This is a genomic window from Clostridium chromiireducens (genome assembly GCF_002029255.1).
GTDB classification, from domain to species: domain Bacteria; phylum Bacillota; class Clostridia; order Clostridiales; family Clostridiaceae; genus Clostridium; species Clostridium chromiireducens.
This window is the reverse complement of the sequence record NZ_MZGT01000070.1, coordinates 1-24,116: the sequence shown is the minus strand read 5'-3', so window position 1 is coordinate 24,116 and position 24,116 is coordinate 1. Positions and strand designations below refer to the sequence as shown.

At 30.4% G+C, this 24,116-nt stretch carries 18 protein-coding genes and 1 pseudogene; 4 read left to right on the top strand and 15 right to left on the bottom strand.

What is annotated here, in order from left to right; all coding sequences use genetic code 11:
• From CLCHR_RS19630 to CLCHR_RS19615, 4 genes and pseudogenes are all read right to left on the bottom strand, one after another.
• Nucleotides 1-238, bottom strand: a pseudogene (locus CLCHR_RS19630) (transketolase); the annotation flags it as partial.
• A gap of 65 nt (nt 239-303) precedes the next feature.
• Nucleotides 304-951: a fructose-6-phosphate aldolase gene (fsa, locus tag CLCHR_RS19625; RefSeq protein ID WP_079441609.1), complete on the bottom strand. Its 648-nt coding sequence runs from the start codon at nt 949-951 to the stop codon at nt 304-306.
• Nucleotides 952-1,094: 143 nt separating this feature from the next.
• Nucleotides 1,095-1,781 carry an L-ribulose-5-phosphate 4-epimerase gene (locus CLCHR_RS19620; protein WP_079441608.1) on the bottom strand — a complete coding sequence of 229 codons (687 nt, stop codon included), beginning with the start codon at nt 1,779-1,781 and terminating at the stop codon, nt 1,095-1,097.
• Nucleotides 1,782-1,915: 134 nt separating this feature from the next.
• Nucleotides 1,916-2,989 carry a GntR family transcriptional regulator gene (locus CLCHR_RS19615; RefSeq protein ID WP_079441607.1) on the bottom strand — a complete coding sequence of 358 codons (1,074 nt, stop codon included), beginning with the start codon at nt 2,987-2,989 and terminating at the stop codon, nt 1,916-1,918.
• A gap of 554 nt (nt 2,990-3,543) precedes the next feature.
• Between CLCHR_RS19615 and araA the strand changes: the two genes are divergently transcribed.
• Nucleotides 3,544-5,010, top strand: coding sequence for an L-arabinose isomerase (araA, locus tag CLCHR_RS19610; RefSeq protein ID WP_079441606.1), 1,467 nt, complete (start codon nt 3,544-3,546; stop codon nt 5,008-5,010).
• 215 nt (nt 5,011-5,225) lie between these two features.
• Here the strand turns inward: araA and CLCHR_RS19605 are convergent, their stop codons facing one another.
• The 7 genes from CLCHR_RS19605 to CLCHR_RS19575 form a co-directional block, all read right to left on the bottom strand.
• Nucleotides 5,226-6,971 carry a cache domain-containing sensor histidine kinase gene (locus CLCHR_RS19605; RefSeq protein WP_376747023.1) on the bottom strand — a complete coding sequence of 582 codons (1,746 nt, stop codon included), beginning with the start codon at nt 6,969-6,971 and terminating at the stop codon, nt 5,226-5,228.
• 764 nt (nt 6,972-7,735) lie between these two features.
• A complete protein-coding gene (gene yjfF / locus CLCHR_RS19600) occupies nt 7,736-8,740 on the bottom strand; it encodes a galactofuranose ABC transporter, permease protein YjfF (RefSeq protein WP_079441604.1) in 1,005 nt (334 codons plus the stop codon).
• Complete coding sequence (locus CLCHR_RS19595) at nt 8,737-9,777, bottom strand: ABC transporter permease (RefSeq protein ID WP_079441603.1); 1,041 nt, start codon at nt 9,775-9,777, stop codon at nt 8,737-8,739. The genes yjfF and CLCHR_RS19595 overlap by 4 nt, the downstream gene beginning before the upstream one ends.
• Before the next feature lies 1 nt (nt 9,778).
• Complete coding sequence (locus CLCHR_RS19590) at nt 9,779-11,296, bottom strand: sugar ABC transporter ATP-binding protein (RefSeq protein ID WP_079441602.1); 1,518 nt, start codon at nt 11,294-11,296, stop codon at nt 9,779-9,781.
• A gap of 103 nt (nt 11,297-11,399) precedes the next feature.
• Nucleotides 11,400-12,404 (bottom strand): ABC transporter substrate-binding protein, encoded by a 1,005-nt coding sequence (locus tag CLCHR_RS19585; protein ID WP_079441601.1) that lies wholly within the window; start codon nt 12,402-12,404, stop codon nt 11,400-11,402.
• Nucleotides 12,405-12,527: 123 nt separating this feature from the next.
• Entirely contained in the window at nt 12,528-13,475 is a 948-nt protein-coding gene (locus CLCHR_RS19580) for a substrate-binding domain-containing protein (RefSeq protein WP_079441600.1), read from the bottom strand.
• Nucleotide 13,476: 1 nt separating this feature from the next.
• Nucleotides 13,477-14,679 (bottom strand): response regulator transcription factor, encoded by a 1,203-nt coding sequence (locus tag CLCHR_RS19575; protein WP_079441599.1) that lies wholly within the window; start codon nt 14,677-14,679, stop codon nt 13,477-13,479.
• Between the two features lie 256 nt (nt 14,680-14,935).
• Here CLCHR_RS19575 and CLCHR_RS19570 point away from each other — a divergent pair, with 256 nt between their 5' ends.
• Together CLCHR_RS19570 and CLCHR_RS19565 are read left to right on the top strand one after the other, a co-directional pair.
• Complete coding sequence (locus tag CLCHR_RS19570; RefSeq protein ID WP_079441598.1) at nt 14,936-15,991, top strand: aldose epimerase family protein; 1,056 nt, start codon at nt 14,936-14,938, stop codon at nt 15,989-15,991.
• Between the two features lie 268 nt (nt 15,992-16,259).
• Nucleotides 16,260-17,963: a methyl-accepting chemotaxis protein gene (locus CLCHR_RS19565; RefSeq protein ID WP_079441597.1), complete on the top strand. Its 1,704-nt coding sequence runs from the start codon at nt 16,260-16,262 to the stop codon at nt 17,961-17,963.
• Between the two features lie 128 nt (nt 17,964-18,091).
• Here the strand turns inward: CLCHR_RS19565 and CLCHR_RS19560 are convergent, their stop codons facing one another.
• The 4 genes from CLCHR_RS19560 to CLCHR_RS19545 all read right to left on the bottom strand — a co-directional run bounded on the left by CLCHR_RS19560 (nt 18,092) and on the right by CLCHR_RS19545 (nt 22,853).
• A complete protein-coding gene (locus CLCHR_RS19560) occupies nt 18,092-18,958 on the bottom strand; it encodes a Cof-type HAD-IIB family hydrolase (RefSeq protein ID WP_079441596.1) in 867 nt (288 codons plus the stop codon).
• A 337-nt stretch (nt 18,959-19,295) separates the two neighbouring features.
• Nucleotides 19,296-20,480 carry an aminotransferase-like domain-containing protein gene (locus CLCHR_RS19555; RefSeq protein WP_079441595.1) on the bottom strand — a complete coding sequence of 395 codons (1,185 nt, stop codon included), beginning with the start codon at nt 20,478-20,480 and terminating at the stop codon, nt 19,296-19,298.
• An 876-nt stretch (nt 20,481-21,356) separates the two neighbouring features.
• The gene (locus CLCHR_RS19550) at nt 21,357-21,665 is read right to left on the bottom strand and encodes a PTS sugar transporter subunit IIB (RefSeq protein ID WP_079441594.1); all 309 of its coding nucleotides are present in this window, start codon (nt 21,663-21,665) and stop codon (nt 21,357-21,359) included.
• A 219-nt stretch (nt 21,666-21,884) separates the two neighbouring features.
• Nucleotides 21,885-22,853 (bottom strand): CAP domain-containing protein, encoded by a 969-nt coding sequence (locus tag CLCHR_RS19545; protein ID WP_079441593.1) that lies wholly within the window; start codon nt 22,851-22,853, stop codon nt 21,885-21,887.
• Between the two features lie 366 nt (nt 22,854-23,219).
• Between CLCHR_RS19545 and CLCHR_RS19540 the strand changes: the two genes are divergently transcribed.
• Nucleotides 23,220-23,912 carry a PHP domain-containing protein gene (locus CLCHR_RS19540; RefSeq protein ID WP_079441592.1) on the top strand — a complete coding sequence of 231 codons (693 nt, stop codon included), beginning with the start codon at nt 23,220-23,222 and terminating at the stop codon, nt 23,910-23,912.
• Nucleotides 23,913-24,116: the final 204 nt, after the last annotated feature.

The window sequence follows — 24,116 nt, the reverse complement described above, 5'->3', positions numbered from 1 at the left end:
CGAATAAGTGTAATAATGAATATTCAAGCATCGAACCATGTCCTGCTGATAATACAAATCTATCTCTGTTATCCCACTCTGGATTTTTTCCATTATGATTCATTTTTGACCATAATGTAAATGCCATAGTAGCTGACCCAAGTGGTAACCCTGGATGTCCTGAATTTGATTTTTGGATAGCATCTGCTGATAATACTCTTATTGCATTAATAGATAATTTATCTAATTCTCTACTCATTTTCTTCCTCGTTTCCTGGATTTATTTTTATCTAGTTTCATATCTAAATAGTTTTATATTTATTTCTACTTTCCAAATGCTGCTGCCCAGTCAGCTTTGAATTTTTCAAGTCCTTGATCTGTTAATGGATGTTTTACCATTTGTAATATTAAGCTATGAGGAACTGTTGATATGTGCGCTCCTGCTTTTGCTGCTTCAATTACATGGATTGGATTTCTTACGCTTGCTGCTATTATTTCTGTTTCTAATCCATGAATTTCAAATATTTCTGCTATATCTCTAACTAAATCCATACCTATCATTGAAATATCATCTACTCTTCCAAGGAATGGGCTTACATATGTTGCTCCTGCATTTGCTGCAAGTAATGCTTGTGTTGCTGAGAATATTAAAGTCACGTTTGTTTTGATTCCTTCACTAGCTAAAACTTTTGTAGCTTTTAAGCCTTCAACTGTCATTGGGATTTTTACTATCATGTTTTTATGAATTGCTGCTATTTCTCTTCCTTCTTTAATCATTCCTTCAGCATCTTCACTTACAACTTCTCCACTTATTGGTCCATCAACTATTTCTGTTATTTCTTTAATAACTTCATTGAAGTCTCTTCCTTCTTTTGCTACTAGTGATGGGTTAGTTGTAACACCACAGATAACTCCCATTTCATTTGCTTCTTTAATGTGTTCTACGTTTGCTGTGTCTAAAAAAAATCTCATTTCCTTAACATCTCCTCTTTATATATTTTGTTTGTCATTATTTAACAAACTATTGCTTGCACTTAAGAGAATTTCAAAATAGGAGTTCCAATCATAATTTTGAAATTCTCCTCCAAAATATAATAGGTTTATACCATACTATCTTATTGACCATAATATGCATTCGCACCATGTTTTCTAAGATAGTGTTTATCTAAAAGATGCTGCTTGACACCCTTTACATCTTTATTTAAAGTTATTGTCTTATATGCCATTTCAGCAACTTTATCTAGTACTACTGCGTTGTAAACTGCTGAATTAGCATCTTTTCCCCAAGCGAAAGGACCATGATTTTTAACAACAATAGCCGGAATTTCTAATGGATCTTTTTCTCCAATAGTTTCAACTATTACATTTCCTGTTTCTTTTTCATATTCTCCGCTAATTTCTTCATCTGTTAAGTCACGAGTACAAGGAATATCCCCATAAAAATAATCTGCATGAGTTGTACCAAAAGCTGGTACAGACATTCCTGCTTGAGCAAAAGTTGTTGCCCAATCTGAATGAGTATGAACAACGCCTCCAACATTAGGGTAGGTTTTATACATAACTAAATGAGTTGGAGTATCTGTTGAAGGTTTATACTTTCCTTCTACAACATTTCCTTCTAAGTCTACAACTACCATGTCTTCTGGTTTCATAGTATCATAATCAACACCACTTGGTTTTATGACTACTAATCCAGTTTCTCTATCGATCTCACTAACATTTCCCCAAGTATAGATTACAAGACCTTTTCTTTGAAGTTCCATATTAGCTTCATAAACTTTTTCTTTTAATTTCTCTAACATTTAAACACCCCTACTTCCTTGTTGTATATATGTACGTACAAGCGCACATAAAAAAAATACTTTATTGTATATATCATTAAAATTCATCTTTGCTTCAGTTACTTCAAATCAAGTCACTAAAGCAAAGATAAAATTTAAACTCTATAGCAAGAATCCCTAACTATAAGTTCTGCATTGTATGTATATTGAGGTTTATCTATTCTTCCCTCAATCATATCTATAATACATTTAGCAGCTCTTATTCCCATGTCTTCCTTTGGATGCTTTATTGTTGTAAGTTTAATATCTGATGAAACTGCTAAACTAGAATCATCGAAACTTACTATTGATAAATCTTTTGGTATTTTTATATTTTCTCTTCTGCAATTATCTATTACCTTCAAGGCAACTTTATCATTATAGCAAACAATTGCAGTTGGTTTTTCTTCAAGATTTAAAATCTTCTTTGTAAACTGATCTATATACATTTCTTGATTATCAGTTATGTATTCCCCTACTATGCTTTTGTTAAAACTCAAATCATATTCTTTAAGAGCCTTTATATAGCCTCTTCTCCTTTTTTCCCCTTGTAAATCATCTGCTTTAAATAATGCAGCTATATTCCTATGACCAAGTTCTAATAAGTAATTTGTCAACTTATATCCGCCTTGTTCATCATCAACTACAATATATGCAGAATTTTCTTCATCACAGTTGGCATTTATTGCAATATATTTTATATTGTTCTTTTCTAGTTTCTTAATGCTGTCATGATGCAGATTATTTATTGTACTTTGTGCAGGTTCAACTATTAATCCTGCTATATCTTGGTTTATGATATCCTCAAAACATTTTCTTTCGTTTTGAATGTCGTTATTACTATTAAATAATAATAAATTATATCCCTTGCGTCTTAATTCTTCCTCTATACCTGATATAATTTTAGGAAAAATATAGTCTGATATATAAGTTGTAAGAACGGCAACATTTTTTTTAATTTCATTACCTTTTTTATTAGAGTAAAAACTTCCTTTTCCTCTTTCTTTATATATCCAGCCTTCTTGCACCAAATAAGTAAGAGCTTGTCTTACTGTATGCCTACTTACATTGAATAAGTTGGCTATTTCATTTTCAGAAGGTAATTGGTCTCCTGCTGAAACCTTGTTTTCTTCTATCAGGCTGATATAATAATTTTCAATTAGTTCATGCTTTGTTTCAGCTTCTTTCATCTTTCTCAACTACTTTCATCAAATTACTATGCAACAACTTCTTAAGAATAATCTACAAATTAATTCTTCTAAAATAATCTCTTAAGGGTTGTACGCACTTGATGATTTGATTATATATCTATTCCTTATATATATCAATAGTTTTTTCTAAATTTATTTAGGTTTTAAACTTAATGCACATCATCTACTTTCATAATTTTTATCTTAATCCTAAATGATAATTTTACTGTAAACGTGTCCTTACCTAATTTAGGACATAATAATATTTGTCTGGAAAAAAAAATATTAATTTTTTTTAATTTTACATCTTGTATGTACAACGTTATTGTATTATAATAAGCTTGTACATACAACAAGGCTTGTTTGTACTCATGAAAAGGTATACTGAAATTAGATAAGTATTTTTATTTATCCGATAGCTAGCATTCGTAGCATTCCACAATAGATGAACTGGAAGATAACGGCTGCACGCTCATGGATAAGTTCAACTAAATTTAGCTGGAGCTAAAACTCCACCCAAAAGGTTTCACTTTATATATTAGGAGGAATGTTAAATGTTAAAAGTAAAAAATTATGAATTTTGGTTTGTTACAGGAAGTCAACCTCTATATGGTCCTGAAGTAATAGATCAAGTATCTGATAACTCAAAGATAATCGTTGAAGGATTAAATACCAAAGATCTACCTTATAAAATTGTATTTAAAACAGTTGCTACTGATTCTCCTTCAATCAGAAAAGTATGTAATGATGCTAATAACGATGAGAACTGTGCTGGTATAATTACTTGGATGCATACATTCTCACCAGCAAAAATGTGGATTCATGGTTTAACTGAACTTAGAAAGCCATTACTTCATCTTCATACTCAATTTAACAAAGAAATTCCTTGGGGAACAATTGATATGGACTTCATGAACTTAAACCAAGCAGCTCATGGAGATAGAGAATTTGGATATATTGGAGCTAGACTTGATATAGCTCGTAAAATAGTAGTTGGTCACTGGACAGATTCTTCTGTTGCTGCTGATATAGCTAAATGGATGGCTCCTGCAGTAGCATTTACCGAAGGACGTAGCATTAAAGTGGCTCGTTTCGGAGATAACATGAGAGATGTTGCCGTTACTGATGGTGATAGAATTGAAGCTCAAATTAAGTTTGGTTGGACAGTTGATTATTATGGAGTTGGTGACCTAGTTAAATCAATGGAGAAAGTTACTGAAGGTCAAATCGATGAACTTATGGCTGAATATTCTAAATTATATGATATAGATCCTAAAGCTCCTATAGACTCTATCCGTGAACAAGCTAAAATCGAAATTGGGCTAAGAACTTTCTTAGATGCAAAAGGATATACAGCTTTCACAACTAACTTCCAAGCACTTCATGGAATGAAACAACTTCCTGGTCTTGCTGCTCAACATTTAATGGCTGAAGGTTATGGCTTTGGTGCTGAAGGAGATTGGAAGACTGCTGCACTTCTTAGAGCTATGAAAATCATGGCAGGCGGAAAAGGCACTGGTTTAATGGAAGATTACACTTATAATATGGATTCAGAAAATGGATTAATTCTTGGAGCACATATGCTTGAAATATGCCCAACACTTGCTGCAACAAAACCAGTAATTGAAGTGCACCCACTTGGAATTGGAGATAAAGAAGATCCAGCTCGTTTAGTATTTAAAGGTGCTTCTGGTCCTGCTGTTGCTGCTTCATTAATAGATATGGGTAACAGATTCCGTTTAATAGTTAATAGTGTTGATTGTGTTGAAGTGACTGAAGATATGCCAAACTTACCAGTAGCAAGCGTTCTTTGGAAACCACAACCATCATTAAAAGAAGGCGCTAAAGCATGGATCATGGCTGGTGGAGCTCACCATACTAGTTTCTCATTCATAGTTGATGAAGAACAATTATTAGATTGGGCTGATCTGGTTGGAATCGAATGTGTAGTAATAAATAATGATACTAAACTTTCAACATTTAAAAATGAATTAAAATTTTCTAGCACCGCTTGGAAATAATTGTTAAATGCTTATAACTTATTTATATAGATATAATAGTAAATCTTAGTTATTAATTTTAGAATATGCAAATCGTTATATTTCTAAAAACAAGTATCCTCACTATTAATTCTAAGATTTACTATTCCCCCTCATTAATTAAAATAAAAAAGATAAAGTCTGCTCCCCAGACTTTATCTTTTTTTCACAACAATATTTATATAGGCGTTAAATTTTTAGCTAAACTCAACTATTGGATGCTTAAGCTCAACAATTGTACCTTCCTCATAAATACTTTTATAGGTCAATCCATATTCCTCGCCATAAATAAGCTTTATTCTTGCATTTACATTAAAAATCCCGTAACCTATTTCATTTTTCTTTTCGAATCCACTTTTTAACATACAATTTATTTTATTTAATTTTTCTTCCTCTATTCCCTTTCCATTATCAACTACAGTAAAACATAATGAATTATTCTCAATTTTACCTGTAATAAAAATTTTTCCATTTCCCCTTTTTTCTTTTATTCCGTGATAAATTGCATTTTCTACCAAAGGCTGTAATATCAGTTTTATCAACTTATAATTTAACATATTTTCATCAAAGTTAATTTCATAATCTAACTTATCTTCATATCTTATCTTTTGAATTGTAAGGTAGCTTTGCACATGGCTTAGCTCTTCTTTAACGCTTATTATTTCCTTTCCCTTACTCAAACTTATCCTTAGTAGATTAGTAAATGCTTCAATTATTTCTACTATATTATCTTCCTTGTGTTCTTCTGCCATCCATCTTATTGTATCGAGTGTATTATACATAAAGTGTGGTTTTATTTGTGCTTGCAGAACATTCATTTCTGCAATCCGCTTATTTTTTTCTTCTATTTGAACTAAGTTTATTAGGTTATCTATTTCTTTTACCATTGTATTAAATGAATTACCAAGCTCACCAATTTCATCATTATATTTTGCATTAAACGAAACTGTCAACTCACCTTCTTGAGCTTTCCTCATAAGTTTTTTTAACTTTCGAATTGGATTGACTATAGATCTTGTAAAAATAATAACTAAAATTTGAGCTATTACTAATGCTAAAATCGCTACGGCAAGCGAATAGTATCTTGTATACTTAATTACCTGTAAGCTTTCACTTTCTGGGAACACCCCAACAGTTTCCCAACCTGTATATTGTGAATCTACCTTTGTTAACTGATAATTTTCTCCATTTATATTTTTTATAATTTTTTCATCATTGTTATTTTCAATCCATTCTGTTTTAATCTTATACACTATATTATTTACAGGCGTGTATACTATTTCTTTATTATTATCCATAATATAAATAAATCCTGCTGTTCCCGGTTTTGAATTTTCAATAATGTTTTTAATAGCATCTAATTTTATATCAATGAGAATCACGCCTTTTGTTTCCCCAGTTGATTGATCAATAACTGCCTTAGATACTGAGAAAACTTCATCTGCTGAATACCTAAAAATGTTATCAATATTCCGTCCTATCGGTTTAGTAAATAGGTGTATATTCTCCGGCTTATTGCATGCCTTAGAATACCAGTCTTCGTTAGTTAAGGAGTCCCTTGATACCTTATTCATAACATCACTTATATATCCACCATTATTATTCACTACCATTATCCCAGCTATTTCCGGATTAAATTTAATAAAATTATAAATTGACTTATATGCTTCATCTTCCATATCATTATTTTCTGGCTTATTATCATTTAAGAACTTTATTATTCTAGGATCACATGACATGTAATTTATAATATTCTCAGTAATTTTAACATAAGATTCTATATTGCTATTTATTTGCTTTATTATTTGATTTGTATTTTCATTTTGTGAGAAATTAATTGAATTTTTGTATAATAAATTTCCTAGAGTAGTTATTGTGATAGTCACAACCAAAATTACTCCAAAAAAATAAAATATAAGTTTGTCCCCTATACTCTTATTCATAAAATATCTCTTTATGTTCTTCAATTAGATCCCCCCAATAAATTCCAACCTTATACTATAAAAAATTATTATATAGCTGTTACCTTTGTTTCAATTCTTATTTTACTATTAACTAAATATGTATTCCACACTTATAGCACTAACAATAATTAATTTAGAATTACTTCTAAATTTAAAGGTCTTGTAAACCACCCGTAATATAAAAATACTTGCAGTAAAATTCTATTTTAGGTTTATTGCTAAAATAGGAAATGGAATATATGTGTTTGCTCCGGTTCCTTGAATCTTTTGCTGGATGATTCTAAGATTATAGCCAGCTAAATATTCTTATGAACGCTTCGCAAAAACATATATTCCATTTCTAGTTTAGTATAAATTCAAAATAAAGAATGCTTTAATCAAGTATTTTTATATTTCTTATATTAAGAATACCTTTATTTACAATTCTTAATAGAATGCATATAACTCTTGGCACGGGTATCTGTCAACTACTTAAGATCATAGCAAAACAAAGAAATAGAATACATATATGTGGAGTCAGGCATTGAAAAATAAGCTGCTGCATATCTTAACTGAAAGTTGTTCCACATCTGCTTGTCATGCGCTTGTCGCAGGAGCATGCAGACGTGGGTACAACTTTCAGTTTAGATATGCTCAGTGAAATTTTTCATAGTCCTGCGGAACATATATGTATTCTATTTCGGTTGTTCATTGCTTCACTTTAAGTTCTACGCAATACCTTTTACTACGAGAAATTGTATAGCTTAGGAAATTACACTTTTGCGTTTTTCATCTCTAATAACTATAATCCTTTGTAATACAATAAACAGGAATAATAGCATCCCAACAGCTATTTTAGTCCACCAGGAATTTAATGTCCCATCGAACATTATAAGACTTTGAATTATTCCTGTTGTAAGTACTCCAAATAATGGCCCTATGATACTTCCGTATCCTCCAGTTAACAATATCCCGCCAATTACGCATGCTGCTATAGCATCCATCTCCATTCCGTTGCAATGAAGCCCATAACCTGAAAGCGTGTATATTGTAAATAACAATCCACCTAAAGACGAACAAAATCCAGAAAATGTATATACAAGTACTTTTGTTCTTTCTACAGGTAGTCCCATTAACTTTGCAGAATTTTCATTACCACCAATTGCATATACTGTCCTTCCAAATCTTGTGAACTTTAGCATATAAAATGCTGCTGCTACAACTATTAGACTTACAACAACATTAATTGAAATAAATGCATCTGGTAATATTGCAATTCTATATGACGAAATGGCAGTAAAAAACGGATTATCAATTGTAATTGTATCAATGCTTATAATATAACTTGCTCCTCTTGCGAAAAACATCCCCGCAAGGGTTACAATCCATGGATGTAACTTAAACTTTTGAATCAAAAAGCCTTGTACTGTTCCAAAAATGATTCCCACAAAAAGCGCTATTAAGATTACAAGAACTGGATTTACTCCTTTTTGTAGTAAACTTGCAGTAATCATGCTTATAAAAGCAATCATGGAGCCCACTGAAAGATCAATTCCACCAGTTAATATTGCTACTGCCTCACCAATTGCTACTACTATTAAATACGCATTATCAATAAATAGGTTAGTAAATACTTGCGGTGATAAAAATCCTCTATATAAAACTGAACCAATTAGAAATAATCCTATAAACAATGCGATTGTCGCATAAATTGCAATATAATCTTTGTTTAATTTAAATATATTCTTTTTTTCTATGGATTTATTCATGCTCTAATCACCTCTTTTTCATTTACCGGAGCTTTTGCAGTTTTCTTTACTTTCAGCATTTTTCTGAATTCCGGAGATTGAATAATGCATACAACAATAACAACAATTGCTTTTACAACTAGTGTAATTTCTGGCGCAACTCCTAAACTATATATAGTTGTTGTTAATGTTTGAATAAATAACGCTCCAACAACAGTTCCTGAAAGATAGAACCTGCCTCCAGACATAGAAGTTCCTCCAATAACAGTTGCAAGTATTGCATCAAGCTCTAACCATAATCCTACGTTATTAGCATCAGCGCTCTTAATATTTGAGCATAATATTATTCCTGCTATTCCAGCAAGTACTCCACATATAACATAAAGTGAAAATACAACTTTCCTTGACTGAATACCTGCAAACTTACATGAATTATTATTAACTCCTATAGACTCAATAAATAATCCTAATGCAGTTCTTCTAATTAAAACATACATAATAAGAGCTACTATTAGTGCAATGAATATAGCTACTGGAAGTAGTATATATCCAGTTCCTATAAAAATAAAATCTTTATTATTAAAAGTTAGTATTTGCCCTCCTGTTATAAGTTGAGCGATTCCTCTTCCAACTATATAAAGAATTAGTGTTCCAACCATTGGCTGAACGCCTATATATGAAACCAAAAAACCATTCCATATTCCACAAGCTAGTCCACTAATTATACCTACCGCAACTGCTAATGGGACAGAACCGCCATCAACTATTACAGTTGCTGATAGAGCTGCACTTATTGCAATTATAGATCCAACAGAAATATCTATACCTTGAGTTGCTATTACAAGTGTCATTCCAAGTGAGATTAGGATTAATGGTGCTGCACGATTTAATATATCGATAGTATTCCCAAATAAATGTCCATCTTTCATACTTATGCTTAAGAAACTTGGTGTCATTATAAAATTAAATAACAACAATATAATTAAGCTTGTTAATGGCCAAAATATTTTAGCGTTATACATTTTATGAAAAATATTTATTTCTTTTCTATTTTCCATACTATCTAGCACCTCCCGCTATAGTTTTCATAATATTTGACTCCTCTATTTCATCTCCAACTAATTCTCCAATAACATTTCTATCTCTAAGTACTATTACTCTATCGCAGCATTTAACTACCTCTGGAAGTTCAGATGAAATAAATAAAATTGTCATACCTTGCTTGGCTAAAGATAAAATTAATTCTGTTATTTCACCTTTTGCTCCTATATCAATACCTCTTGTTGGTTCGTCTAATATTAATAGTTCTGGCTCTGTAGCCAGCCATCTTGATAGTATTACTTTTTGTTGATTGCCTCCACTTAAATTATTAATTTTTTGCTCCATACTCGGTGTTTTAATTCTAAGCAAATCAATATATTTTTGTGAAATTTCTTGTTGTTTTTTCATTGGCAAATATTTAAATACACCTTTGTTTGCTTGAAGAGCTAATATTATATTCTCTCTTATGGTTAAATCTCCAACTATTCCCTCAATCTTTCTATCTTCAGGGCAGAACCCCAGTCCTTCTTCTATTGCTTTTTTAGGATAAATATATGAATATGTCTTTCCATTTATAGTTATATTTCCACTTGTAGATTTATCTATGCCAAATATTGCTCTTGCACATTCACTTCTTCCAGATCCAAGAAGTCCAGCAAAACCAAGAATTTCGCCCTTTTTAATTTCTATGTTAAACGGACTAATAGTTCCAGATCTACCGAATTTATTTGTGGATATAAAATTTACTCTCTTTACCTTAGATGTTTCTTTTTTAATTCTAGTGCTTTTTTCTATTTCACCATAATCTTTACCTATCATTTTAGAAACCAATTCAATTCTTGAAAGCTTATCAGCATCATATGTTCCAACCAATTCTCCATTTCTAAGTACTGTAAGTTTATCTGAAACCTCATATACCTGATCTAAAAAGTGAGTAACAAATATTATTGACATTCCTTCTTCTCTAAACTTTTTCATAATTTTAAATAATTGCTTTACTTCTTTATCATCTAAGCTTGATGTAGGTTCATCAAGGATTAGTATACCTTGTGAGATATCCACCGCACGTGCAATAGCTACCATTTGTTGAACTGCGACTGAATAATTATTTAAAGCTTTTTTTACATCAACTTTTAAATTTAACCTTTCTTCCAATAACTTTTCTGCATCACTATTCATCTTTTTCCAATCAATACCGCCATTTTTCTTAGGTTCACGTCCAATATATATGTTCTCTGCAACAGTTAAATTGGGACATAAGTTTACTTCCTGATATACTGTACTAATACCATGATTTTGAGCTTCCTGCGTAGATGAAATCTTTATGTCTTTACCTCTCAATGTAATTGTACCCTCATCTACTTCATAAACACCCGTAAGTACTTTTATTAATGTTGATTTTCCTGCTCCATTTTCTCCCATCAGTGTATGAATTTCACCCTTTCTAAGAGTAAAATCAACCTTTGAGAGAGCTCTAACACCAGGAAAGAATTTACTAATATTTTTCATTTCTAAAACTATATTAGAATCGCTCATTTATATCACTCCTCTTGTTTTCACACAACTCCAAACATGTACGTACTACCTTTTTTTTAACATAAGAGCATGGACTAAAACCAAGCTCTTATGTTTGTTACTACTAGTATTTTCTATTTGGTAATTCTGCAGCTGCATCCTTTTGTAAGAATTGGCTTTCTTTTGAGTTTATAGTTCTTTCTACTTCTTTTCCATCTAATATGTTTTTAGCAACTTCTAACAATTGTGGCCCTAGTAGTGGGTTACATTCAACTGTTGCATTAGCTTTTCCATCAACCATTGCTTGGAATATATCCTTAATTCCATCAACTGATAGTATAAATATATCTTTTCCTGGTTTCTTACCATATTCTTCAATTGCTTGAATAGCTCCCATTGCCATATCATCATTATGAGACCATAATACATTTATCTTATCTCCGTCAGATTTTAAGAAAGCTTCCATAACTTCTTTACCTTTTGCACGAGTAAAGTCACCAGTTTGTGATTTTATTATCTTATAATTAGGACAATCTTTTATTGCATCATTAAATCCTTGTTGTCTTCCAACCATTGCAGTTGATCCAACTGTTCCTTGAAGCTCTGCTATATTAAGCTTTGCATCTTTACCGAATTGATCTATTAGTATTTGTGCAGCCTTTTTACCTTCTGCAACCATATCTGAACCTAAGAAACATTTATAGAGTGAATCATCTGAAACTGTAACTTTTCTATCAACAATTACTACTGGAATTTTAGCATCCTTAGCTTCTTTAAGTACAGTATCCCAACCTGTTTCAACAACTGGGTCTAAAGCTATTAAATCTACTTTTTGAGCAATAAATGATCTTATTGCTTTTATTTGATTTTCTTGCTTTTGTTGACCATCTGAGAATTTCAAATCAAAATTTGAATCTAAAGTTGGAATTGATTTTATGGAATCAGTTTCTGCTGTTCTCCAACCACTTTCTGCACCAACTTGTGCAAATCCGATTACCTTTTTACCTGAAGATTTTTCATTTGATGTCTGTGCTGATCCATTTCCGCCTGCTGAACCTCCACATCCTGCAAGCATTCCAATACATATAACTGTACTTGCCATTAATGCGATCATCTTTTTTAACTTCATAATTAATTCCCCCTGTATTTTATGATTTCGTTTTCATGAGTTCATTATATATCCTCAGTTTAAAATTGTATTTGCATTAATCAGCACTTTTTTATACTTTTACGAATTTTGGAAATTCTTTTTTTAATTACTCAAGGTATCTTTGACTATTTTATTACATTCTAATATTATCTTCTTAGGAATATCGTCTTCCTTATTTAAAATTTTCAATGCATATTCTATTGCCTCTTTCCCTCCAGTTCTACATGTAAATGTTCCTTGTAATACCCCGTTCTTAACTAATTCTATTCCGCCCTGTGGTCCTTCAAGTCCATCCACTCCAATTATCTTAATATCCTTTGAGTTAGTACTCACTATTGCATAATATGCTCCAAGTGCCATGTAATCACTATGAGCAAAAATTATATTTACACTTTTATCTTCCTTCAGAATTTCTTCTAACTTATCCTGAGTCTCATTCTTCTTCCAATTTCCAACAATAGTCCTATCTATAGAAATATTTTTATATTTACTAATTGCCTCTTTAAAACCGCTAGTTATTTCCTTATCCGTACTTGAATCTAGTATTCCCTGAACTTCAATAACATTAACTTTATCATTTCCCGATAATTCTCCTATGAACTCCCCGGCTTGAACGCCAATAGATTTTGTATCAGCACCTATATACAAGCTGTAATCGTATCCATCTACCGCCCTATCTAACAATATTACCGGAATGGATTTATATGCCTTTCTTACTGTAGATGTTAACTCTTTGGAGTCATTAATTGAGACAATAAGTAGATCTGCACCAAAATTTATTAGATCCTCGATATCCTTTTTCTGTTTTTCTACATCTCCGCCTGCATCTTTGAAAATTATTTTTATATTACTATGTTTTTTAGCCTCCTCTTGTATCTCCTTATTCATATATATTCTCCAAGGCTCGTATAGATTAGCTTGAGACATTCCGATTATAAACGTATCCTTCTTTTCAGTGCTTGTCTTATATAAGTAAACTGAAAAAAACATTAATATAAATATAAAAATTATAATTACAGATATATAGAAAGTTTTTCTTCTATTTTTCATTCTATTTTCCCCTCTTATAATCTGTCGGTGATATTCCAACTACTTTTTTAAAGGCTCTACAGAAATAATGTTGGTTACTATACCCAACTAATTCAGCTACATCATAAATTTTTATTGTTGGATCTTCCATGATATACATTGCTTTCTTTATTCTTATATTTGTTAAATAATCAATAAAAGATAATCCTGTTTCTTTTTTTAATAACTTACTTAAATATGATGAAGTTACTTCCAATTTTTCTGATATATCGTTGATGTTTATATCATTAGAATAATAACTATCTTCTATATGCTTGATTGTTAGTAACACAATAGGAGTACATTTCTTTTTTTCACTTACGCTATTTCTAATCTTTATATATTCCGCTTTTATTTTTAATACACCCTCAGAGACATTGGCTTGTTCAATTATAACATTACACTTTAAATATTTTGATATATCTGCTTCTATACTACTGCTTACAGCAACCCATTCCAACATATCGTTTATTTTGCTTATTAGTACTATATTATGTTTTTCATCAGAAAAAATAAAATTTGAATTTAATTCTTTGAATTTATCTTTTAATAGATTCGCAATTGCAAATTCCAATAATTCTGAGTCCCATTTCTCTCCTATACTCTCGATATTTAGTTTTTCCATAAGCTTTATAACTATAATTCCAACGTTCTTTCCGAATTCAATACCGAAAAACTTTATCTCTTTTAAAACCTGTTCATCAGATAATTTATTATTAAACCATTCACTAAAAAAAGTCTTTTGAAGCATATCTTTATTTTCAGTTAGCTGTTCTTTAACCCATTCTAAATAATTATCTTCCTTTTCTCTTTCATTAAGTTTGTAAACTGCTTTGATTATTACTTCTTCAATATTTTTTTTACTTACTGGTTTTAAGATGTAATCAAAGACATTAAATTGCAATGCTTTCTGTGCATAGGAAAAATCATCATACCCACTTATTATTATAACAATGCTTTTATTGTTAATTTCCTTTAATTTCTGTAAAAGATTCAGCCCATTTAGAAATGGCATATTTATATCTAACAAAATAATATCTGGATTTTTCTTCTGTATTATTTCTAATGCAATTTCTCCATCTTCTGCCTCTCCTACAATCTCAATATTAAATCCACTCCATTCCAAAACTTTCTCGATTCCTCGTCTAATTTTAGGTTCATCATCAGCAACAACCAATTTCCACATAAAACCCTCCATTTTTTATACTTATTAGCTTTCAGTGATATCTCCAATGTTTTAATTCGTTACTTTTCCTAATAATACTATATTAGTTACATATTTATATTATTTCAATATATTTCGGAATTATTTTTCAAAATAATTGTATGTACAACGTCATTGTATTATAATATACTTGTGCATACATGAAAACAATGTCAATCATATGTAAATGTATACTTAATAATAAGACATTGTTTGATTTAATTTGGAGGTGTTTAGTATGGCAATAGAAAAAAAAGTTTTTGGAACAATGCCTGATGGGAAAGAAATTTATATTTATACTCTAAAAAATAATAATGGAATGACAGTTGATATCACTAATTACGGCGGTATAATTGTCACATCACTAGTTCCGAGTAAAAATGGTGAATTTATTGATGTAATGCTAGGATATGATAATTTAGAAGGCTATTTAAAGGGCGATAAGTTTTTTGGCGCATTAATAGGCCGTTTCGGAAATAGAATACAAAATGGTAAATTCACTCTTAATGGACAAGAGTATACTGTAGCACAAAACGATGGTGAAAATCATCTTCATGGTGGAATAAAAGGTTTTGATAAAGTAGTATGGGAAGCGGAAATATCTAATGCTTCTTCGAATGAATTACAACTTTCTTATTTTAGTAAAGATGGTGAAGAAGGATATCCTGGTAATCTTAATGTTAAGGTTACATATGTTCTTACTGAAGATAATGCAATTGAAATAAATTACAATGCAACTTCCGATAAAGATACGGTTGTAAACCTTACAAATCATGCTTATTTTAACCTTTCTGGACATTCTTCCGGAGATGTTCTTAATCAAAAATTAATGATAAATGCTGATAAATTTACAGTAAATGATCAGTACTCAATTCCTACGGGAGAAATAAAAGAAGTTTCAGGAACACCTATGGACTTTAAAACATTAACTCCTATTGGTAAAAATATAAATAGCGACTATGATCAAATTATCTTTGGAAAAGGCTATGATCATAACTGGGTATTAAATGCTAATGGCTCACTTGAAGTAAAAGCTGCTCAAGCAATAGATGAAAATTCAGGTATTGTAATGGATGTATTTACTAGTACTCCTGGTATACAATTTTATAGCGGAAATTTTCTTGATGGATTAGGTGCAGGTAAAAACAGCGCTATCTATAATATTAGAAATGGCTTCTGCCTCGAAACTCAATATTTCCCGAATTCTATAAATTGTGATAAATTTGAATCTCCAATACTTAAGGCCGGTGAAGAATATAATCACAAAACAGTTTATAAATTCTCTATTTTATAGCCTTTATATATTTAAAAGTGAAGATATACTTTTAATGTACTAATATCTATTATATTTTAAATATTAGTGATTGATATTTAAAACAACTACCAAATTTGCTTTAAAATATTTTTAAGACAAATTTGGTAGTTAACAACAAATGTTAACTGTATCAATTTATACATATTTTTAAATTGTTATAATATTTAAATTCAAGAAAACGTTTAAGTGCTATTTGAGCTTAACAGCCTTATCGATCATTGGTATTTTCTATCGAAGGAGGGAGTATATGTATAATAAATTCGCAAAGATTATCAGGAATTGTTCAATTCGTAATAAATTAAAAATTACATTTGCATCAATTTTAGGACTTACTTTTTTTCTTATGACAGTTGCCATTTGTGTTATATTTTTTATTTCATCACGTACAAATTCACTATATGATGGACCATATAAAGTTTCTGAAACTATTTCTAATATTAGAGTTAATCTACAATCAATAAAAATGGACATGTTTAGATCTATTACTGAAACAGATTCACAAATAAAAATTGTTTATTTAGAACAAGCCGATACTGAATCTGTAAGTCTCACTAAAAATATAGAAATCTTAAAAGAAATCTATAAGGGTGATACTGGGTTATTAGATGAATTTCTATCAAGTGTGAAAAATTCAGAAGAAAAAAGAGCAAAATTAAGCGAATTGCTTAAATCTAAGACTAATCAGTCAGTAATGAAAGTAAGTCAAGATACCTATTCTTCACAAATAAAGCAATCTGAAGACAGTATACTTAAGCTTTTTAAGGCATCTCAGGAAAATGCTAAATCTTTTGTTACCAGTTCAAACTCTTATAAAAATATTTCATTAGTATTTATTATTATTATTATGCTTCTTTTAATTGTTATATCACTTTTCTTAACTAGAACATTAAGTGATGTATTACTCGAGGGTATTAATCATGTTAAAGATATAGCTAAAAATATAGCTTCAGGAAATCTCAAAATAGATACTTCATACAACTCAGATGATGAAATGGGAGAGATGTCTAACGATTTGACTAACTCTATAGAAATGCTAGTTTCTTATATATGCGACATAACAAATACCCTAGAAAAATTATCAAGTGGCATTCTTGATGTAAACTTAGATACATCTATTGAATATGTTGGGGACTTTGCTCCTATTCAAAAATCTATAAAAAATATAATATATTCTTTAAACTCTATATTTTATAATATGAACGAATCAATTTCCTCAATCTCTAACGGCTCAGAACAAATATCTTTAACCACACAAATACTTTCTCAGGGTTCTAACGACCAGGCCGAAACAGTTGAAGAACTTTTAATGAATTTTAAAGAAATACTTAGTCAAGTTAAGAAAAATACAATAAATGCTGAGAAAGCTAATGAATTTTCAAAAAACACAAAATCAATCGTAGAAAATGGAAATAGTAAGATGCAAGAACTAATGAGTTCTATGAAACAGATAAGTATATCGTCAAAGCAAATTTATGAAATTATTAGTGCAATCGAGGAAATTTCTGAACAAACTAATTTACTGGCATTAAATGCTGCTATAGAAGCTGCTAGAGCCGGCGAAGCCGGAAAAGGTTTTGCAGTTGTTGCAGAAGAAGTAAGACATCTTGCTGAACAATCCTCTCAAGCTGTATATAATACTACAAAGATAATAGAAAGCTCGTTATCGCTAATATCTAGTGGTGAAAAACTAGCTGAAGAAACTGCTGCCTCTCTGGACACAATAGTTAAAAATGTTGATGATACAGCTGAATTAGTAAGACAAATAACTATAGCCTCCGAAAATCAAACTGAAGCAATAACTGAAATGACTTCTGGAGTTGATCAAATATCTCAAGTAGTTCAAACAAATTCAGCAACAGCGGAGGAACTAGCAGCATCCACTGAAGAATTGGTATCTCAAACTCAGCTTATAGAAAGCGAAATGGATAAGTATAAATTTAAAAGGTATTGACACCAAATTCTTATCTTACAAAATGTAACTATATTAAGGCAACAGATTTAACCTATAGAATCTGTTGCCTTGAATAATCTATTTTATAAAGTATAAATTAATTATCGCTTAAGTGAAATGTATATTTTTTATTTCTGTTCCTCTAAAACTCTGTAGATAGCCTTTGCTACTCCAAGGTTATCATTAGTATCAGTAATGTACTTTGCAATTTCTTTTATTTCTGGGATTGCATTACCCATGGCCACTGATTCCGTAAATTCTGTAAACATCGAATAGTCATTAAAACTATCCCCTAGTACTAATACTTCATCTCTTTTAAATCCCATTTTTTCAGATACTTTAGCAAGTATTATTCCCTTTTGTGCAGTAATATGAGTTACCTCTATATTATCCCTGAAAGAAGATGATACAGCAATTCTTTCTATTTGTCCTATTACCTTTTTCATCTTATTTATAAGTTCTACATCTTTATGAAAAGCTACGAATTTTCTAATTTCCATACCACTCTTTAAAAACTCATCCAAATTCGAAATATACTTAAGCTGTACAAAATATGGCTGAGTTTTGGCAATTTTCTCTGCTTCTTCGTAAGTAAGATTAGGCTCAAAAGATAATGTCCTATATACCATTTCTTTTAATGCTTCTTCTTTAGTATCTGTAGTATATATTCCTTTATTAGTAAATATTCTTGCTGAAACTTTTTCTTTTTGAAGTATTCCTATTATTTTAGTCGCAGTTTCAAGCTCTATATTTATATCTTCTAATATATTACCATCTTCATCCCTATACTCAGCACCATTCATAAGAACACATTGGCATCTTATATTATTCTCTTTTAAAAGCGGTTCAACAGTATCATATTCTCTTCCTGTAGAAATAGCAAAAACTATGCCTGACTCTTCTGCCTTCCTTATAGCTTCAACTGTTTCCTTATCTATTTTATGTTTTTCATTTAACAATGTCCCATCCATATCTGATGCGATAAGTTTTATCATCTGGAATCATCCCCTTGATCTTTTTTATTAAACTTCCCATACTATCTATTATAGCAAAATTAAACCAATAATGCTAAGTTAGTCTTAATATCAATCTTTCATTATTATATAACCTCTATTTTCTATACTTATATACTTATATACTTATATACTTATATACAATCATTATCCTACATAAGCTTATATATAAAACATCTTTTCTTGTTATACTGACTATAAGTAAGTCTTAAATTTAGATAAATTTAACCGCTACACAATATTTAGTATACCCTTAATATGTTCTATAAATTTATCTAAAGATGATTCCTAATAAGATAGACTATAAATATTTATAAAATTAAATATACTCTTTCAAAACTTCTCCAATACATTTTATTCCTTCAACAATTCTTTCATTAGGCATATTAGAAAAATTAATTCTGAAAGTATTTTCATGCCCACCATTTGGAAAGAATGAACCTCCCGGAACAAAAGCAACATTCCTTTCAAGACACTTTTCAAGTACATCTCTCGCATTTATTTTATTTGGAAGCTCAATCCACATAAATAATCCACCTTGAGGCTTTTTAAATTTAACTTCTTTAGGAAATTCTCTTTCCATTGTATTAAATGCCAAATCACATCGTTCCCTATAAACTTCACGGATTTTTTCTATATGTTTATCAATATCATAAAGTTCAAGATATTTAGCTATATCTCTTTGAGCTATAGTATTGCATTGAAGATCAGTGCATTGTTTTACTAGTATATATTTTTGTATTAATTCTTTATGCCCTGCAATCCATCCAATCCTATATCCTGGACAGAATATCTTAGAAAATGTTCCCATACACAATACTTGTCCACTATTGTCAAAAGATTTTATGGACGGTAGAGTTTTTCCTTCAAATCTTAATTCTCCATACGGATTATCTTCAAGGACAATTACATTATATTTTGATGCAAGTTCAGCAATGGCTTTTCTTCTTGCAATACTCCACGTTCTACCTGTTGGGTTTTGGAATTCCGGAATAACATAAATCATTTTAACATTTTCAGTAGTTTTTAATAAATCTTCTAATTCACTGATAATCATGCCATCATCATCTGTTGGAACTTCTATAAAATTACATTCATAAGCTTTAAATGCACTTATTGCTGCAAGATATGTTGGGCTCTCACATAAAACGATATCTCCTTTGTTTAGAAATACTTTTCCCGAAAGGTCTAAAGCCTGCTGAGAACCATGGGTAATTAATATGTGGTCATATTCAAAATTTGTCCCCAATCTTTTATTCATTCTATCAGCGCACCATTCTCTTAAAGGATTATACCCTTCCGTTGTTGTATATTGAAGAACACTTTCTCCATCTTCTTCAAGAACAATTCTATTAACTTCCTTTATTTCATCAATAGGAAATAACTCTGGTGCTGGAAGACCTCCGGCAAAAGATATCACCTCTAGTCTTTGAGTAACCTTTAATATTTCTCTAATTTCTGAAGCCTTTAAATTAGACATTCTTTCAGCATAATTAAAATTCATAATTTTCCCCTCCTTAATTTTTATAAAATAAAGAATCCTGTCCTCTGATTAATGCAAAGGACAGGATTCTAATTCCTGCGGTACCACCTTAATTGATGAAAATACACCCACTTTATAAGAATGCAAACACATTCCGGATTTATAACGCAATCCAAACGTTGTGAATTACTGAGAACTTCAAATAATATTTATCCATTACACAAAAAATTTTGCTCAGAAAAATCATTATGAATTCCTTTTACCCACACTCTCAAAGGCTACTTTTACTATACCGCTTTCTATCAACTTTTCAGCACCGTCGATTCTCTGTAAGTGCGCATATAGTTTTATCTCCTTTTCAACGATTTAAAATAATGTATTTAGTTATATCTATCTTTTTATATCCTCTAATATATTAATTATTCAATTTCACTTTATATTGTTTTATAATTTACCACTTCATACTTTAATTGTCAACCTTTAAAGTTGGTTAATTAAAGAACTTATATAATTTTTTCATAAAGAAATATAACCAATATAAATATTTAATTTAATAGACATACATATTGGCAAATCTGCTAAAGCTTTGAGGTAATATATTCACTAAAAATCATAAATCTAGTCCCTGAGGCATTTGACTAACAAACAACAATACTTAATATTTGATATACATTGTTATATATTACTTTTGTATTAATAAACCCAATATTTCGCAAAAATCATTTGGAAATATTGGGTTAACATTTTCATTTTATTTTTTTAAGCTACAATCTTCCATGTGGTTTTGATACTACTACCTTTATAACCACATGGAATCTTGCACAATAATTCTTATTAATTATGCAAATTCTTCATAAAGTGTTTTGAATAATGCTTTTAATTTTCTCTTCTTATTTTCTATTTGTTAGCTAATTTTAATGCAAAATCTAGTACTTTCGCACCATTCATCATTCCGTAATCAACCATTGGTATAATATCTACTGGGATTCCTTTAGGTTCACATACTCTTCTTGCTTTTGCAATTGTGTATCCAACCTGTGGTCCTAATAATGCAACATCTACATTATCTAAATGTTTATCCATTTGGCTTTCTGGAAAAGCCTCAATATCAACTTCAATCCCCTTATTTTTTGCAGCCTCTTTCATTTTACTAACCAAAAGGCTTGTAGACATTCCTGCTGCACAAAATAATCTTATTGTTAACATAACATATCCCTCCTAGAAACACATAATGAATTGATTGGCATGAATTCATTATATAATACCTCTCCCCCTTTTGTAAATGTTTAGATTTACTTTATTTATTTTAATTTTTTATACTATATTTTGAGTAATTAAAAACTGCTAATTTAAAAAATTAGCAGTTTTCACTCTCACTCAAACCTTTTTAATTATATTTATTATATGTATTATTCTGCTTAATACTTAATTTGAAAAAGTTTGTGTTCCCATGTACTTACCATTTCCATTTAAAACTCCTATACCCACTCTATTGTAAGAAGGATTCATCATATTTGCTCTATGGCCTGTTGAATTCCACCATTGTGTAAATAGATAAACCGCATCATAAGTATTGTATGCAATATTTTCTCCAGTTGCAGTATATTTATACCCAATTGCTTGTAACCAGCTTGTCCAGTTATTCCCCTGCGGAGTTGTATGATCAAAATAGTTATACTGTATCATGTGATTACTCTTATACCTCGCAACCTGTAATAAGGTATTATCCATAACTAATGCTTTCAATCCCGCTTCAGTCCTTTTTTGATTCATTAATTCAAGAATTTTATTTTCAGCTGCTGCTTGTACACTTACTGAATAATTTTTAGGTAAATTCGGTAATCCACTTACTGATATTGTCGCTCCTGAACTAGTAGAATTACTAGTTTGTGTAGTCTGCTGATTGCTGCCTGAAGTAGTTGATGTTGTTACTTCACTTACAGTAGCATAATTTCGTAGTCTACCTGAGTTATCAAAATAATATGTTCTGCTACCAAGCTCAACAGTCCCTGTTTTCATTCCATCCTGATAATCCAAGTAATACCAGTATCCATTTTCCTTAATCCACCCGGTCTTCATTGCACCAGTACTATCAAAATAATACCAAGTGCCTTTAATATTAACCCAGCCTTCTTCCATTGCACCTGAACTATCTAAATAGTACCATTGTCCTCTGTCATAAGTCCATCCTGTCTTCATATTTCCATCTGAATTAAAGTAATACCATTCACCTGAAATATATCTCCAGCCTTTTGCTATTGTATTTCTCTCAGTATAGCTCCACGTTTTATCAATGTTTTGTTTCCATTCGGCCGATACTCCTAACGGTAATATAGTAGTAATTGTAGCAACAATAATTGCACTCATTGTCTTCGTTAAAAAAGCTTTTTTCATTAGTTTATCCCCTTTACCTTGTTATTTAATTCTTTTTTACAGTTTTAATTCAAGGTTGCCTTTCAAAATTGTTTTCACATTCTAAAAGACTTATAACATTTATCCCTATAACAATTTTAGCACATTTTCGACATTTTACAACTTCACTTCCACTTTTCACAATGTAATAGTTTAAATTAACTATACTTTTCTCTGAAATCCTATGCTATTTCCCTCATTTACTATCCTATATTAGCCTCCCCCTATCTCAAAAAAACCGAACTGTTTTTTATTTCTATAATAAATTAGATCTACTAAATATATAGTTTAACAATTAATATAAAAATCCATATACTGAAGGGTAGATAATATTGAATAGGAGTTATAATGTATAAAAAAGGTGATTTTCATATCCACTCCACTTTCTCAGATGGAGGACATAATCCTAAAGAAATAGTAATGTTATCTAAAAAAAGGAATGTGGATATTATTGCGTTGACCGATCATAATAATACTGATGGTATAGACGAAGCTATTTCATCTGGAAAACAACTTGGAATAAAAGTCATTCCTGGAGTAGAACTTTCTACTAGATATAATGACTCTCGAGTACATGTTTTAGGATATTTTAAGGATGATAGTTATAAAAATGAACTTCTCATAGAGATATTAAGAAATGTTAAGAGGCACAAAATCTCATCTATCAAACGCTTATTAGGAAAATCTATAAATTTTGAATCTAAAAAGGATGTGTTATCTGTGGAAACTGGAATTGAAATTTTAAAGTTTTTTGGAGCTACGGTCATATTAGCACATCCTGTCCTTTTAACTAAAAATCATTTTCAAGAAATAGTAAAATTAAATTTTGATGGTTTAGAAGCAAAATATTTCAGTAATACAGATGAAGATACAGAATACTTCTTAGAAGTGGCTAGAAATAGAAATTGGATTTACACGGCTGGTTCAGACTTTCATAGTTGCAGCGAACCTTTCAGAGCTCACGGAATGATAGGTGATATATTTCTAAACGAACAAGAAATATTAAATTTCTTGGTTCAAGGGAACTTATTACATGTATAAAGATTATTTCTCAAGTTATGATACTAAAATTAGATATATATTTACGTGATAATAAATATTATAAGTCCCTGTAAAACGAGAGTGTAAAATAGTCTGTGTAAACTTCATTAGGATGATATAATAAATTATCAAATGAAGGGAGCACAGGCTATGTCTTTATCTAGAGATGAATTAGTAAAATTAATTTTGAATAACTCTGATATA

What these genes read in the sequence shown, in the direction of transcription:
- fsa (WP_079441609.1), bottom strand. Translation starts at nt 951, where the DNA reads ATGAGATTTTTTTTAGACACAGCAAACGTAGAACACATTAAAGAAGCA.
- CLCHR_RS19620 (WP_079441608.1), bottom strand. Translation starts at nt 1,781, where the DNA reads ATGTTAGAGAAATTAAAAGAAAAAGTTTATGAAGCTAATATGGAACTT.
- CLCHR_RS19615 (WP_079441607.1), bottom strand. Translation starts at nt 2,989, where the DNA reads ATGAAAGAAGCTGAAACAAAGCATGAACTAATTGAAAATTATTATATC.
- araA (WP_079441606.1), top strand. Translation starts at nt 3,544, where the DNA reads ATGTTAAAAGTAAAAAATTATGAATTTTGGTTTGTTACAGGAAGTCAA.
- CLCHR_RS19605 (WP_376747023.1), bottom strand. Translation starts at nt 6,971, where the DNA reads ATGAATAAGAGTATAGGGGACAAACTTATATTTTATTTTTTTGGAGTA.
- yjfF (WP_079441604.1), bottom strand. Translation starts at nt 8,740, where the DNA reads ATGAATAAATCCATAGAAAAAAAGAATATATTTAAATTAAACAAAGAT.
- CLCHR_RS19595 (WP_079441603.1), bottom strand. Translation starts at nt 9,777, where the DNA reads ATGGAAAATAGAAAAGAAATAAATATTTTTCATAAAATGTATAACGCT.
- CLCHR_RS19590 (WP_079441602.1), bottom strand. Translation starts at nt 11,296, where the DNA reads ATGAGCGATTCTAATATAGTTTTAGAAATGAAAAATATTAGTAAATTC.
- CLCHR_RS19585 (WP_079441601.1), bottom strand. Translation starts at nt 12,404, where the DNA reads ATGAAGTTAAAAAAGATGATCGCATTAATGGCAAGTACAGTTATATGT.
- CLCHR_RS19580 (WP_079441600.1), bottom strand. Translation starts at nt 13,475, where the DNA reads ATGAAAAATAGAAGAAAAACTTTCTATATATCTGTAATTATAATTTTT.
- CLCHR_RS19575 (WP_079441599.1), bottom strand. Translation starts at nt 14,679, where the DNA reads ATGTGGAAATTGGTTGTTGCTGATGATGAACCTAAAATTAGACGAGGA.
- CLCHR_RS19570 (WP_079441598.1), top strand. Translation starts at nt 14,936, where the DNA reads ATGGCAATAGAAAAAAAAGTTTTTGGAACAATGCCTGATGGGAAAGAA.
- CLCHR_RS19565 (WP_079441597.1), top strand. Translation starts at nt 16,260, where the DNA reads ATGTATAATAAATTCGCAAAGATTATCAGGAATTGTTCAATTCGTAAT.
- CLCHR_RS19560 (WP_079441596.1), bottom strand. Translation starts at nt 18,958, where the DNA reads ATGATAAAACTTATCGCATCAGATATGGATGGGACATTGTTAAATGAA.
- CLCHR_RS19555 (WP_079441595.1), bottom strand. Translation starts at nt 20,480, where the DNA reads ATGAATTTTAATTATGCTGAAAGAATGTCTAATTTAAAGGCTTCAGAA.
- CLCHR_RS19550 (WP_079441594.1), bottom strand. Translation starts at nt 21,665, where the DNA reads ATGTTAACAATAAGATTATTTTGTGCAGCAGGAATGTCTACAAGCCTT.
- CLCHR_RS19545 (WP_079441593.1), bottom strand. Translation starts at nt 22,853, where the DNA reads ATGAAAAAAGCTTTTTTAACGAAGACAATGAGTGCAATTATTGTTGCT.
- CLCHR_RS19540 (WP_079441592.1), top strand. Translation starts at nt 23,220, where the DNA reads ATGTATAAAAAAGGTGATTTTCATATCCACTCCACTTTCTCAGATGGA.